Raw genomic sequence first — 13,400 nt, forward strand, 5'->3', positions numbered from 1 at the left:
GTCAGCGGACCAGCCGGAAGAACCCGCGCACCTGCTCGACCAGCGATTCCGGCTGCTCCAGCGCGGCGAAGTGACCCCCTCGCGGCAGTTCCGCGAACCAGCGCAGGTCCGTGAACCGCCGCTCGGCTTCCCGGCGTGACGGGCGCGTGATGTCGCGTGGGTAGACCGACAGCCCCGACGGCGCGGTGACCACGTCTCGGAAGCGCGCGAAGCTCTCCCAGTACAAGCGCGCCGACGACGTGGCCGACGCGGTGAACCAGTAGACCGAGATCTCGTCGAGGATCTGCTGCCGCGTAACCGCGTCCTCGGCGTGACCGTCGTTGTCCGTCCACGCCCGGAACTTCTCCGCGATCCAGGCGGCCTGGCCCGCCGGGGAGTCGGTCAGGCCGTAGCCGAGCGTCTGCGGCCGGGTCGCCTGGATCGCCGAATACCCCCGGCCGGTGCGCTGGAATTCCTGCTCGGCTTCGAGGTTCGCGAGCTCCGCGGGGGTCGGGTCGTCGAACACGCCCGCCGCCACCGATCCCAGGTTCACGTGCACGCCGGCGACGCGCTCGGGCGCGACCTCGCCCAGTGCGCCGGACACCGCCGAACCCCAGTCGCCGCCCTGCGCGCCGTACCGCTCGTAGCCCAGGGAGACCATCAACGCGTCCCAGGCGCGCGCGGTGCGCGTGACGCCCCACCCGGCCGTCGACGGCTTGTCGCTCCAGCCGTACCCGGGCAACGACGGCGCGACCACGTGGAACGCGTCCGCCGGGTCCCCGCCGTGCGCGCGCGGGTCGGTCAGCGGGCCGAACACGGCCAGGAACTCGAGCACCGAACCCGGCCACCCGTGCGTGAGCACCAGCGGGAACGCGTCCGGCTCCGGCGAGCGGACGTGGACGAAGTGGATGCCCAGCCCGTCGATCGCGGAGCGGTACTGGGGGAAGGCGTTCAGCCGCGCGGCGAACCCGAAGTCGTAGTCCTCGGCCCAGCTGCGGCACAGCTCCCGCGCGTACGCCAGCGGCACACCCTGCGACCAGTCGTCCACCGGCTCGGGTTCGGGCCACCGGGTCCGGCGCAACCGGTCACGCAGATCCTCGATCTCGGCCTCGGTGATGCCGGCCTCGAACGGCTCGGCGGCCATGGGGAGACTCCTTCGCTGGGTCGAGGCGCCGTTCGTGGCCGGTCAGGGGGCCAGGGTGATGGCGGCGTCGGGTTCGACGACCCGGAAGCTGAAGCTCTCCTCCAGGTAGAGCGCCACCGTTTCGGCGTCGTGGTGGCTGTAGCCGACCGCGAGGTCCTGGCCGAGCTCGAGGGAGAAGCCGCCGCTGTCGAGGCTCACGATCAGCGCGCCTTCCAGGCCCGGGGCGCGCACGACCTTGCCGCCGCCCAGGACGCGGCGGAGGTGGTCGAACAGCAGGTGGCCGCCGTGTTCGGTGCTCTCCACGATCCGCGTGTAGCCGTCGGGGGCGATCGCGAGACCGTACGGGCCCTTGATGCCGGCCTGGCGCAGGGTGTCCACCGCGCGGGCGACGACCCCGGGGTAGGCGTCCGGGTCGTCGCCGAGCGACGGGGTGTCGTACGGGGAGGTTTCGGTGATCCCGGTGATGCCGGCCGCGGCCCAGCCGTGGAAGACGGCGTGGTTCTCGATCATCGCGATCTGCTTCGCCGCGCGGTCGAGGTCGTCGAACTCGAGGTCGTCGGCGCCGCGCTCGGCGTCGTCCAGCTCTTCGCGCGACACCGTGAACGGCACCCGCACCTCGGTGAGCGGCAGCACCCGCCGTTGCCGGACCACCGCGCCTTCGCCCAGCCCGGCCAGCGACCCGGCGGCGACGGTGGCGGTCCGCCCCAGGTCCGTGGCGGAGTGCCGCCAGCCGTGCGGCCCGGCCACGTCGACGAGGCGGCGGGCCGACAGGTGGGTCTGCAGCCGCTCCTTGGCCTCGGCGTCGACCTCCTTCCAGCCCGCGTCGGTGATCGGGGCCAGGTCGCGCATCAGGTGGTTCATGTCAGTCCTGTTCCTTGAGGCTGCCGATGCCGAGCGAGGCGTCGGCCGGACGGTCTCCGAGCTCCTGTTCGACGTACTCCCGCGGGTCGAGGTCGCTGACGTCGAGGTCGCGAGCACCCTCGTGCTGCCGCTTGAACTCCACGAACCGCCGGCCGAGCTCCTCGCGCAGCCCCGGGTCGGCGTGGCGCCGGAAGTCGGAGAGGCCTTCGTCCTCCTCCTCGGCCATGTGCTCGCTGTTGGCGAACCGGGCCTTGTGCACCGCCGCGTGCCAGGCGGTGCTGCCGACCGGGTGCAGGGCGGCCTCGTGGACGCCGTCGCGGATGTCGTTGTGGTCGCCGATGGCGTCGAGCGTCTCCTCTTCGGCGTCTTCGCCGCGGCGCAGGAGGTGGGGGTAGAAGATCTCTTCCTCGGCCCGGGCGTGCACGTCGAGCAGGTCGGCCAGCGGCTGCCAGACCTCGGCCAGCTCGGCCGGGTCGGTGAGGTCGTCGAGCCGGGCGAACTGGCGCCGGAACCAGTCGTGGTCGTCGAGGATGAGGCTGGTGATGTCGGCCATTTCGCATTCCTACCCCACCAGGGGCCTGGCGCAAACCTGAGGACGGGTGATCAGGACCGTCGCTCGTCGTGGTCCGTTTTCCGGATCACGGATTCTTTTGCGGCCGACTTGGGTAAGTTGCTCCCGCGGGCCCGGTCATCACCTCCCCCCTCGGTGACCGGGCCCGTCTCCACGCCTGGCTGGGGGGTGGCCCGTCTCCACGCCTGGCTGGGGGGTGGCCCGGATCCGGATCGGCCCGTGCCAGTCCTCGTCCGGGTCGAGCACGCGGCTCCCCTGGGTGATGCGCACCGCACCGGCCCTGGCCAGCTCCCGTGCGAGTTCGCGGGCCTGCGGCACCAGCGGCCGCCACTCGTCGGCGACCGCCCGCGCGGCGTCGGAAGGGCACGTGCTGCGGTCCGCTCCGCGGCCGATGGCCAGCGCGAGAATGGCGGCGCGCAGCTGGTCTCGCGGCGTCGTGGCGGTCAGGGCGAGCTGGGCTTGCGCGGCGCCGGGGCCGTCGCCGTCCTGGACTCGCCGGAGTTCCTGCCGCGGGCCGCTCACCGCACCACCGTACTCAGGGGAGTAGTGCTCCGGGTGTCCGGCGAGCGGGACGTCCTCCCGCCGGGGAGGGCGGTCGTTCTAGACGACCGGTCTAATCTGCTGCTAGGGTGGGTGCCATGCCGACCGCAGCAGGGAGCACCGACACTCGCCGGAGCATCCTCGATGCTGCCCAGCGGATCATGGGGCACAAGGGGTACGCCGCGGTCGGGATCAACGAGGTGCTCGCCGAGGCGAAGGTGCCGAAGGGGTCCTTCTACCACTACTTCGCCTCGAAGGACGCGTTCGGCGAGGCGATGATGAAGGCGTACTTCCAGGAGTACCTCGCCGACATGGACCGGATCCTGGAGCGGCGCGGCTCGCCGGCCGCCGAGCGTCTGATGGCCTACTGGCAGCAGTGGCACGAGACGCAGAGTCTCGACGAGTGCCACGGCCGGTGCCTCGCGGTGAAGCTGGGCGCCGAGGTGGCGGACCTGTCGGAGGCCATGCGCCTCGCCCTCAAGGAAGGCACCACCGCCATCGTCGATCGCCTCGAGCAGGTGATCGGCCAGGGTTCGCGTGACGGGTCCCTGACGATCGCCGGGGACGCCCGCTCGCTGGCGGAGGTCCTGTACGACATGTGGCTCGGGGCCAGTGTGCTGGCCAAGATCCACCGTGACCGCGGGCCGCTGGACACCACCATGGTGGCCACCCGGCGGTTGCTCGGCCTGTAATGCCCCCTTTTCCGACGCCGGATGCGTGTCCAGCCGGAGACGACCGGTCTAATAGCAGGAGGAAACCGTGAAGGTTCTCGTCGTTCTCACCTCGCACGACCAGCTCGGCGACACCGGGCGCAAGACGGGCTTCTGGCTCGAAGAGCTGGCCGCGCCCTACTACCGCTTCAAGAACGCCGGGTGGGACATCGTGCTCGCCTCGCCCCGGGGCGGGCAGCCGCCGCTGGACCCGGTCAGCAACGAGCCGGACGCCCAGACCGACGACACCCGCCGCTTCGAAGCCGACGCGGAGGCCACCACGGCGCTCGCGAACACGGTGCGTCTCGACTCCGTCGTCGCCGACGACTTCGACGCGGTCTTCTACCCCGGCGGGCACGGACCGCTGTGGGACCTGGCCGAGGACGAGAACTCCGCCCGGCTGATCGAGACCACCTTGCGTTCGGGCAAGCCGGTCACGCTCGTCTGCCACGCTCCCGGCGTGCTGCGCCACACCACCGCGGAAGACGGCACGCCCTTGGTGCGGGGCAAGAAGGTCACCGGCTTCGCCGACACCGAGGAAGCCGCGGTCCAGCTCACCGACATCGTCCCGTTCCTCGTCGAGGACGAGCTGAAGAAGCTGGGCGGGGTCTACTCCAAGACCGCCGACTGGCAGTCCTACGTGGTCCGTGACGGACTGCTGATCACCGGCCAGAACCCGGCTTCCTCCGCGCCCGCCGCGGACGCGCTCATCGAGCTGCTCGGCCGGCGCGCCGGCTGACCCCGGACACGGCCGCCGTCCCGCCGGATCGGCTCAGACGACGTTGTCCCGCTCGTCCCGCGCGGCGAGGAGGTCTTCGCGGGCGCGGGCGACGCGGGAGCGGACTGTCCCGATCGGACAGTCGCAGATCTCGGCGGCTTCGGCGTAGGAGTACCCGAGGACCTGGGTGAGGACGATGGCCTCCCGGCGGTGCGGGTCGAGCTCGTCGAGCAGCAGGCCCAGCTCGACGACGTCCTCGAAACCGCGGCCGGTGCGGCGGGCGGACTCGGCTTCGGCCGCCGCTTCCCAGTCCTGGCCGAAGGATCGCGGGCGGACCGAGCGGGCGCGGAAGTGGTCGACCACGACGTGCCGGGCGATGGACAGCAGCCAGGTGCGGGCGGAGGAACGTCCGGCGAACCGGGCCAGGGCGGTGACCGCCCGGACGTAGGTCTCCTGGGTGAGGTCGTCGGCGGCGGTCGTGTCGGTGAGGTGCGCGACGAACCGCCACACGTCGGCCTGCGTGGCGCGGACCCACGCTTCGAAGGCGCCCTGGTCGCCGCGGACGGCGGCCAGCGCGAGCGCGGTGATCCGCTCGTCGTCGCGGTCCCTGCGGGAGGTCACGAACGGACACGGTAGCCGACACCCGCGGGAACCGGGACCGCCCGGTGGGCGACTATTGGGGTGTGGACTGCTCCGAACTGCGCGAATCGATTTCGGCCCGGGTCGACGGCGAGCAGCCGGTCGTGCCGGACGAAGTGATCGACCGGCACCTGGCCGGGTGCCCGGCGTGCCGGGACTGGCAGGAGCGCGCGGTCGCGCTGCGCCGCCTGACCCTGGTCCGGGAGGCACCGCGGGTGCCCGACCTCACGGACCGGATCCTGGCCGAGGTGCCCGCGCCGCGGCCCCAGCGGTGGGGCCTGCGGGTGGCGCTCGGCCTGGTCGCGCTGGCGCAGAGCGGGCTCGGGCTGGCCGAGCTGCTGGGCGCGGACGTCGGGCACGCGGCCCACGGCGGCCTCGCCGTTGCGGTGCACCTCGGCAACGAGAGCGCGGCCTGGAACGTCGCGATCGGCATCGGGTTGCTGTGGGCCGCGCTGCGCCCGGCGACCGCCGCCGGGCTGCTGCCCGCGCTGAGCGGGTTCGTGGTGGTGCTCGGCTTCGTCTCCGGCGTCGACCTGACGACCGGGCAGGTCGCGTTCGACCGCGTCGCGTCGCACGGGCTCGTCGTCGCCGGGGTCGCCCTGCTGTTCGCGGTGCGCCGGCAGCACCGGCGGCAGACCGCACCCCCTGCGGCCGACCGGCTTCCGGCGCCGGACAGCGCGGACACCGACGCTCCGGACGCGTCCGCGCCTCAGTCCGGTGACCGGCCGCAGCGGCGTCGCTTCCCGCAACGGCCCACCGGCCGGCACGCGGCCTGAGGTCCGCGGGGACCGAAGCGGCCCGCCGGCCGACCATCGGGTGAGGGGATCGCGGCGATGGTCGAGCGGGCGCAGAGCGGCAAGGCCGACGTGCAGCGGCCGGCCGACCGCGTGTCCGCGGTGTTCGTACCCGTGGTCATGGCGCTTTCCTTGGCCACCTTGGGGTTCTGGCTCGGGACCGGGGCGGACACCGCGGTCGCGTTAATCGCGGCCGTCGCCGTGCTGATCATCGCGTGTTCGTGCCCGTGCCCGTGCCCGTGCGCGCTCGGCCTGGCCAGGCCGACGGCGCTGCTCGTCGGCACCGGCCGCGGCGCCCAGCTCGGCGTCCTGGTCAAGGGCCCGGAGGTGCTGGAATCGACCCGCCGCGTCGACACCGTCGTGCTCGACAAGACCGGCACGGTCACCGCCGGCAAGATGAGCCTGGTCGCCGTGCGCACCGGATCGCCGACGCGGTGGTGTCGGCGGCCACCCGGCGAAGCAGAAGGCGGAGCACGCCGGGCACACCGCGGTCATCCTGGCTTGGGACGGCTGCGCCCACGCCGTGCTGGTGGTGGCCGACACGGTGAAGCCGACGTCGGCGGCCGCGGTGTTCCAGCTGCGGCGGCTCGGCCTGACGCCGATCCTGCTGACCGGCGACAACGAGGCCGTGGCCCGCGCGGTCGCCCGCGAGGCCGGCATCACCGACGTCATCGCCGGAGTCTCGCCCGAGCAGAAGGTCGACGTGATCGCCGGCCTCAAGGCCCAGGGCCACGTCGTGGCGATGATCGGCGACGGCGTCAACGACGCGGCCGCGCTCGCCTCGGCGGACCTCGGGCTGGCGATGGGCACCGGAACCGACGCGGCGATCGAGGCCGGCGACCTGACGCTCGTCCGCGGCGACCTGCTGGCCGCGGTCGACGCGATCCGGCTGTCCCGCCGGACGCTGGGAACGATCAAGGCGAACCTGTTCTGGGCCTGGCCTACAACGTCGCGGCGCTGCCGCTGGCCGCGGCGGACCTGCTCAACCCGATGATCGCGGGCGCGGCGATGGCGCTGTCGAGCTGCTTGGTGGTGTCGAACAGCCTGCGCCTGACCCGCTTCCGGCCCGCGGGCGACCGGCCGGGCTATGCCGCGTTGTAGCGGCGCGCCGCCGGTGTCTCGTCGAGGGTGACGCGGCCGAGGTGGGCGAGGACGTCGAGGTGGGCCTCGATCTCCATGACCGCGGACAGCTGGTGTTCGAGCTGGAGTGCGTCGAGCTGCCGGCGGTGCCGGGTCCACGGCAGCTGCCGGGCGACCTCGTAGGCGTTGGTGGCGCCCGCGACGAGCAGTTCGTTGACTTCGTCGAGGCGGTCGCGGTGGTGGTCGAGGATCTCGTGGACGCGGGTATGGGTGCTGGCGCCGACGGGACCGTGCGCGGGCAGCAGCACCGTGTCGGGCCGCGCCAGCAGGAGCTTGAGGGAGGAGATGAACGAGCGCAGCGGCGTCGCCTCGGGAGCGACTTCGAAGCCCAGGGACGGGGTGATGGCCGGCAGCACGTGGTCGCCCGCGAACAGGACGCCGGCGGGGGAGTGGGCGTAGACGACGTGGCCGCGGGTGTGGCCCGGGGTCGCGATCACTTCCAGTTCGCCGTCCCGCACCGGGATCCGGTCGCCGTCGCGGAGCCAGCCGTCCGGGGGCCCGTAGGGGGTGCCGGCCCCGGAGACGTCGATCGCGAGCACCCGCTCGGCCAGCTCTTCGGCGCCGCAGCGGGCCAGGAGTTCCGGGTGGTTGGGGAACGGGCTGGCCGTGTCGAAGCCGTCGATGCTGAACCGCTCGTTCTCGCCGATCCGCAGCTGGACGCCGAGGGTTTCGCGCCACGCGAAGGCCTGGGTGTAGTGGTCCCAGTGGTGGTGCGTGGCGAGGCAGACGCGCACGTCGCCGAGCCGGTGGCCCAGCTCGGCCAGCGCGGTCGTGACGGCGCGTTCGTTGGCCGGGCCCGCCCAGCCGGGATCGATCAGCACTAGGCCGTCGGGGCCTTCGAGCACGTAGGCGTTGACGGTGGTCAGGCCGGTGATCGGCAGGGGCAGCGGGATGCGGTGGATGCCGGGCGCGACCGGGTGCGCGCCGGGGGTGGTCCAGTCGTCCGGCTGGTCGATCGCGTTCGCGGGCATGGGCTGTCCTAGCTGGTTGCGTAGCGTACGCAACGACGTTACCGGGCCGGGTGTCCCGCTCGATCCTGCTTGTGACATATGTCGGTGCTCCGTCGAAGTCGCCTGACCCGTTCGGGAAGTCCGCAGGAGTCGAACGGGCAAGCCGCGGCGGTGTCGCGACCTGCCTCCTATCGGGTCACTAAGATCATCCGAATGCTGAACCTTGGCAGGGGAGTCGGTCGCCGTGGGTAACCCGTTGGTCGCGCAGACGCAGGATTCGACCAAGGCGTACTCCGGGGTGCCGCTCCTCGAAGACGCCATCGGCCTGAAGGACGCCATCGAGAGCGGTGACTGGGCCTCGGTGGCGATGGGCGCCGTCGGTACGGCCCTCGACGCGCTGACCGCGGTGATGGACCCCTTCGGCGCGATCTTCGCCGCCGGGGTCGGGTGGCTGATCGAGCACGTCGGCCCGCTCAAGGAGGCGCTCAACGCCCTCACCGGCAACGCCGACGAGATCGCCGCGCAGTCGCAGACCTGGAACAACATCGCCAAAGAGCTCGAAGACGTCTCGACCGAGCTGACGAACGCCGTCAAGGCCGACCTCGTCGGCTGGCAGGGACCCGCCGCCGACAACTACCGCAAGCGGGCCGAAGACACGTCCGGGCTGCTGGCCGCCGCGCAGAAGGGCTGCGAAGGCGCCGGGAGCGGCGTCAAGACCGCCGGCGAGGTGGTGGGCGCCGTCCGCACGCTGGTGCGCGACATCATCGCCGAACTCGTCGGGCACCTGATTTCGTGGGCGCTGCAGGTGGTGTTCACCCTCGGCATCGGGCTGACCTGGGTGGTGCCGCAGGTCATCGCCGCTGTCGCGAAGACCGCGTCGAAGATCGCGAGCCTCACGACCAAGCTCGTCAAGGCGCTCAAGGCCCTGGTCCCGCTGCTGAAGAAGGCCGGCACCCTGTTCGAGGACGCCGCCAAGGGGCTGAAGAACATCAAGGGCGGGAAGGTCGGCCCGCCGGGCAAACCGGGGAAGATCGACGGCAACCCGAAGTCCCCCGACGTCAAGGACGGCAAGGGCGGCAAGGACGGCGACTCCACCACCACCTCCGGTGACCACTCGGGCGGCACCGGGGACAAGACCCCCGGCGACCCCCCGGGTGGCGGCGGCAAGGACGGCGGTAAGGACGGCGGCGGGGGCAAGGACGGTTCCACCTCGACGTCGGGCGACCACTCGGGTGGCAACGGGAACAAGGCCCCGAGCGACCCGCCGCCCGCGAAGAAGGACCCCGGGAAGGACGGCGACACCGGCGGCGGCGGCAAGGACACCTGGGAGTGCAAGACCGACCCGGTGGACATCGCGCGCGGCAACGTCGTGATCGACCAGCTCGACCTGGAACTGCCGTCGCCGCTGGTGCTGGAGCGCCTGCACGTCTCGTCCTACCGCGCCGGCCGGTGGTTCGGCCCCAGCTGGGTGTCCACTGTGGACCAGCGGCTGGCGGTGGGCCGCGAACGCGTCCGGTGTTTCGCCGCGGACGGCACCACCCTCGTCTACCCGCTCGCCGAGCCGGGCGCGCCGGTGCTTCCCGTGGACGGGCCGCGGCGCCCGCTGACCCGGCACGCCGACGGCAGCTACACCCAGTCCGATCCCTTGCGCGGCCGGGAACTCCGGTTCGCCGCGTTGCCGGGCCGCGGATCCGCCGAGCTCGTCCTGCGGTCGGTCACCGACGCCGACGGCGCCCGGGTCGAGTTCGACTACGACGCCCTCGGCGCACCGCTGGCCCTGCGGCACTCCGCCGGGTACCGGGTGGAACTGGAGACCGAAGGCGGCCGGGTCACCGCCGTCCACGTGACCGACCCGGCCGGCCAGGCGCGGGTCCTGGTGCGGCGCTTCGGCTACGACGAGCTGGGACGCCTGACGCAGGAGTTCAACGCCTCCGGCCGCCCGCAGGTCTACGACTACGACGCCGCGGGCCGCGTCACCGGCTGGCAGGACCGCAACGGCACCTGGTTCCGCTACGTCTACGACACGTCCGGCCGCTGCGTCCGCACCATCGGCGACCGCGGCTTCTACGACGCCGAGTTCGCCTACGACACGCAGCGGCGGGTCACGACCTTCACCGACTCCCTCGGCCACGCCGGGGAGTACCACTTCAACGAAGCCAACCAGCTCGTCCGCGAGGTCGGCCCGCTGGGCGGCGTCACCACGTCCGAATGGGACCGCGACGACCGCCTGCTGTCCCGCACCGACCCGCTCGGGCGCACGACGTCGTTCGCCTACGACGAGCGGGGCGCCCTCCGGTCGGTGACCCGGCCGGACGGCTCGCTCCTGCGGGTCACCCAGGACGCCGCCGGGCTGACGATCGAGACCACCGCGGACGACGGCGTCGTGCTCTCCCGCTTCTACCCGCGCGACGAGCTGCCGGACCCGTTCACCGAGACCCTCGGCATCGCGAAACCGCTGACGTCCGAGCAGGCCGCGTGGACGCGCGGGGACGAAGAGCCGCCACCGGTGGACCGGGACGTGTTCGGGCGGCCCCGGTCGGTGCTCAACCGGTCCGGGCAGCCCGTGGTCCTCGGCTGGACCCCCGACGGCGGCGAACGGCTGCGCGTGCGGCCCTCCGGGGTGCGCGAGAGCCGCGGTTACGACGCGGAGGGCAACGAGGTCGAGCACGTCAACGGCGCCGGGCTGGCCGAACGGACCGAGTACGGCCCGTTCGACCTGGTCACCGCGACGATCGACGCGTCGGGCGCCCGGACGACCTACAGCTACGACACCGAGCTGCGGCCCAGCACGGTCACCAACCCGCTCGGGCAGAGCTGGACCTACCGCTACGACCCCGCCGGGCGGCTGGTCGAGGAGACGGACTTCGACGGCCGCACGCTCCGCTTCGGCTACGACGCCGCGGGCCGGCTCGTCCGGTCGGCGAACGGGGCGGGCGAGCAGACCGAATACGTCCACGACGTGCTCGGCAACGTCGTCGAGCGCCGCTCCCCGGCCGGCACGACCCGGTTCGCCTACGACGCGGTCGGCCGGATGACCGCCGCGGTGGTGGGCGACGTCGAGCTCCGCGTCACTTACGACGGCGAGGGCACCGTGCTCGGCGAGTCGGTCGACGGCCGGACGCTGACCCACGTCCACGAGGCCGACGGCACTGTTCGGCGGCGCACTCCGTCCGGAGTGGACAGTGTGTGGACCTTCGATGCCGCCGGGCGGCCCGCATCGCTCGTCGTCGCCGGGCACACCGTGCGCTTCGAGCACGATGCGGGCGGCCGGGAGGTCGCGCGCACCGTCGAGGGCGGGGTCGCGCTCACGCAGGTGTTCGACGTCGACGACAACCTGGTCGGCCAGTCTGTCCAGGCTGCCGGGGCACCACCGCGGCACCGCCGGTTCAGCTACCGGCCGGACGGGCTGCTCGCCGGGATCGACGACGACGTGGCCGGGCCGACCCGGCTCGTGCTCGACGCCACCGGCCGGGTCACCGAGGTGCACGGCGCGACCGGCAGCCAGGCCTACCGCTACGATCCCGCCGGGAACGTGGTGGAGACGAGGGAGCCCGGCCAGGTGCCGAGCGCGGGGACGCGCCGGTACGCGAACAACCGGCTGGTTTCCGCCGGCGCCGTCGCCTTCGACCACGACCCCCAGGGCCGCGTGATCGCGCGGAACGAGGGTGGCCGCACCTGGCGGTACCGGTGGGACAGCCAGGACCGCCTGCTCTCGGTCACGACCCCCGAGGGCGACCAGTGGTGGTACCGCTACGACCCGATCGGCCGCCGGATCGGCAAGCAGCGCGTGGTCACCTCGGCCACCGGCGCTCGCGTGGTCGCCGAGTCCTACGAGTTCACCTGGAGCGGCGCGCTGCTGGTGGAGCAGGTCCACGTGGACGCGGCGCAGACCCGGCGCGTCACCGTCTGGGAGTACCACCCCGGCGACGACCGGCCGGTCGTCCAGGTCGAGCGCGCGGCGACGCTGCAGGACCGGTTCTTCGCGATCGTCACCGACCTGGTCGGCAGGCCGACCGAGCTCCTCGACGCGGCGGGAACGCCGGTCTGGCGCGGGAACGCGAGCCTGTGGGGCCGCGAGACCGGCCCGGCGGCCACCCCGCTGCGGTTCCCGGGGCAGTACGCCGACGCCGAATCGGGGTTGCACTACAACGTCTTCCGCTACTACGACCCGTCGACCGGCCGGTACCTGAGCCAGGACCCGCTCGGGCTCGGGCCCGCCCCCAACCCGGCCGCCTACGTCGACAACCCGCTGGCGGAGCGCGACCTGCTCGGCCTCGCCTGCAAGAAGGGCGGCGGCAAGAACAAGACGAACGACCAGCCCGGCGGCGGCGACAACGCGGGCAACATCCCCCGCGGCGGCGGGAACAAGGGCAAGGGCAAGAACGACGAGACGCAGGCCAGCGGCTCCGGCGGTGCCGGCAAGTCCGACACGCATTCGTTCGGCAAGCAGGACGGCACCGAGGTGCAGGTCGACTCCCACCAGGGGAAGCACCAGGCAGGCAACCAGAGCTTCGGCATGAAGTACACGGGCGGCTCGGGGACGAAGTTCCCGGACAACGTCAACGACAAGTGGCACAAGGACTACTTCTCCAAGGAAGTCGCCAAGTACAGCAACGACCCCGCGTACGCCAAGCACGGCACGGAGGGCAAGAACCCCGGCTCGATCGACCAGAACGTGAACGCGAAGAAGAGCGATCTCGACGCGCACCAGGAGAGGGTCGACGAGCTCGAGTCGGAGCTCAACGCGAAGAAGGCCGCCTACAAGAACGCCTCGGCGGAGGACAAGCCGGCGGTCATGGAGGAAGGCAAGAAGCTCAACCAGCAGTTCAAGGACGCGAAGGCCGACCGGGACAAGGCGGAAGCGGACTACAACGACGCCAAGGCGGAGCGCGAAAGCTACGACGGCAACCGCAAGTCCGTCCAGTACGACAAGGACGCGAAGGACGACGGCGTCCAGTACGACATGACGTCGTACTGGAAGCCGGACGGCCACGGCGGCGGCAACTGGGTCACGACCTACCACTGCAACCCGGCGGTCCCGAAGGGCGGCAGTGTGGAGAAGGACTGGTGGCAGCCGCACGGGAAGGGCATCGCGAAGGAGTTCGGGCTGTGACGGCCGGGGGCAGCCGGGTGGGCGGGTGAGTCAGGCGGAGGTCTGCCGGCCGTCGCCGATCAAGGTTCCGGTGCGGTACGGCGCGGTGGTGCTGCCGCCGTTGGGGTAGCGCCACAGTGGCCCCCACCGGGGGAGCGGACCGCGCGGCTGCTCGCCTCGGCGCTGGTCGCCGCCGGCCTGGTCGACTACCCGGCCCGCCGGTGGCACTGGCCGTACGGGGACCGCTTCCGGGCGTGGGCGA

At 72.5% G+C, this 13,400-nt stretch carries 10 protein-coding genes and 1 pseudogene; 5 read left to right on the forward strand and 6 right to left on the reverse strand.

Annotation, left to right across the window (positions count from 1 at the left end):
- Window position 1: 1 nt before the first annotated feature.
- The 4 genes from ACLJQM_RS12190 to ACLJQM_RS12205 all read right to left on the reverse strand — a co-directional run bounded on the left by ACLJQM_RS12190 (window position 2) and on the right by ACLJQM_RS12205 (window position 3,077).
- The gene (locus tag ACLJQM_RS12190) at window positions 2-1,123 is read right to left on the reverse strand and encodes an epoxide hydrolase family protein (protein WP_410631259.1); all 1,122 of its coding nucleotides are present in this window, start codon (window positions 1,121-1,123) and stop codon (window positions 2-4) included.
- Window positions 1,124-1,165: 42 nt separating this feature from the next.
- Window positions 1,166-1,984, reverse strand: coding sequence for a family 1 encapsulin nanocompartment shell protein (locus ACLJQM_RS12195; RefSeq protein WP_410631260.1), 819 nt, complete (start codon window positions 1,982-1,984; stop codon window positions 1,166-1,168).
- A 1-nt stretch (window position 1,985) separates the two neighbouring features.
- A complete protein-coding gene (locus tag ACLJQM_RS12200) occupies window positions 1,986-2,537 on the reverse strand; it encodes a hemerythrin domain-containing protein (RefSeq protein WP_410631261.1) in 552 nt (183 codons plus the stop codon).
- 138 nt (window positions 2,538-2,675) lie between these two features.
- Window positions 2,676-3,077, reverse strand: coding sequence for a DUF3253 domain-containing protein (locus tag ACLJQM_RS12205; protein WP_410631262.1), 402 nt, complete (start codon window positions 3,075-3,077; stop codon window positions 2,676-2,678).
- 116 nt (window positions 3,078-3,193) lie between these two features.
- On the opposite strand from ACLJQM_RS12205, the gene ACLJQM_RS12210 reads away from it, so the two are divergent.
- Together ACLJQM_RS12210 and ACLJQM_RS12215 are read left to right on the forward strand one after the other, a co-directional pair.
- Window positions 3,194-3,787: a TetR/AcrR family transcriptional regulator gene (locus ACLJQM_RS12210; RefSeq protein WP_360783664.1), complete on the forward strand. Its 594-nt coding sequence runs from the start codon at window positions 3,194-3,196 to the stop codon at window positions 3,785-3,787.
- Between the two features lie 67 nt (window positions 3,788-3,854).
- Window positions 3,855-4,544, forward strand: coding sequence for a type 1 glutamine amidotransferase domain-containing protein (locus tag ACLJQM_RS12215; protein WP_410631263.1), 690 nt, complete (start codon window positions 3,855-3,857; stop codon window positions 4,542-4,544).
- A gap of 33 nt (window positions 4,545-4,577) precedes the next feature.
- Here the strand turns inward: ACLJQM_RS12215 and ACLJQM_RS12220 are convergent, their stop codons facing one another.
- Entirely contained in the window at window positions 4,578-5,144 is a 567-nt protein-coding gene (locus ACLJQM_RS12220) for a sigma-70 family RNA polymerase sigma factor (RefSeq protein WP_410631264.1), read from the reverse strand.
- A gap of 44 nt (window positions 5,145-5,188) precedes the next feature.
- Here ACLJQM_RS12220 and ACLJQM_RS12225 point away from each other — a divergent pair, with 44 nt between their 5' ends.
- Both ACLJQM_RS12225 and ACLJQM_RS12230 read left to right on the forward strand, forming a co-directional pair.
- Window positions 5,189-5,938, forward strand: a complete 750-nt coding sequence (locus tag ACLJQM_RS12225) for a zf-HC2 domain-containing protein (RefSeq protein WP_410631265.1) — start codon at window positions 5,189-5,191, stop codon at window positions 5,936-5,938.
- A gap of 48 nt (window positions 5,939-5,986) precedes the next feature.
- Window positions 5,987-7,057, forward strand: a pseudogene (locus ACLJQM_RS12230) (HAD-IC family P-type ATPase); the annotation flags it as partial.
- Here the strand turns inward: ACLJQM_RS12230 and ACLJQM_RS12235 are convergent.
- Window positions 7,042-8,067, reverse strand: a complete 1,026-nt coding sequence (locus ACLJQM_RS12235; RefSeq protein ID WP_410631266.1) for an MBL fold metallo-hydrolase — start codon at window positions 8,065-8,067, stop codon at window positions 7,042-7,044. The pseudogene ACLJQM_RS12230 and the gene ACLJQM_RS12235 sit on opposite strands and share 16 nt — an antisense overlap.
- Before the next feature lie 223 nt (window positions 8,068-8,290).
- Here ACLJQM_RS12235 and ACLJQM_RS12240 point away from each other — a divergent pair, with 223 nt between their 5' ends.
- Window positions 8,291-13,159 (forward strand): RHS repeat-associated core domain-containing protein, encoded by a 4,869-nt coding sequence (locus ACLJQM_RS12240; protein ID WP_410631267.1) that lies wholly within the window; start codon window positions 8,291-8,293, stop codon window positions 13,157-13,159.
- Window positions 13,160-13,400 lie beyond the last annotated feature (241 nt).

It is taken from the genome of Amycolatopsis sp. cmx-4-83, assembly GCF_046548815.1.
GTDB lineage: Bacteria > Actinomycetota > Actinomycetes > Mycobacteriales > Pseudonocardiaceae > Amycolatopsis > Amycolatopsis pretoriensis_A.

Coding starts and splice junctions, on each gene's coding strand:
- ACLJQM_RS12190 (WP_410631259.1), bottom strand. CDS start 1,123: ATGGCCGCCGAGCCGTTCGAGGCCGGCATCACCGAGGCCGAGATCGAG.
- ACLJQM_RS12195 (WP_410631260.1), bottom strand. CDS start 1,984: ATGAACCACCTGATGCGCGACCTGGCCCCGATCACCGACGCGGGCTGG.
- ACLJQM_RS12200 (WP_410631261.1), bottom strand. CDS start 2,537: ATGGCCGACATCACCAGCCTCATCCTCGACGACCACGACTGGTTCCGG.
- ACLJQM_RS12210 (WP_360783664.1), top strand. CDS start 3,194: ATGCCGACCGCAGCAGGGAGCACCGACACTCGCCGGAGCATCCTCGAT.
- ACLJQM_RS12235 (WP_410631266.1), bottom strand. CDS start 8,067: ATGCCCGCGAACGCGATCGACCAGCCGGACGACTGGACCACCCCCGGC.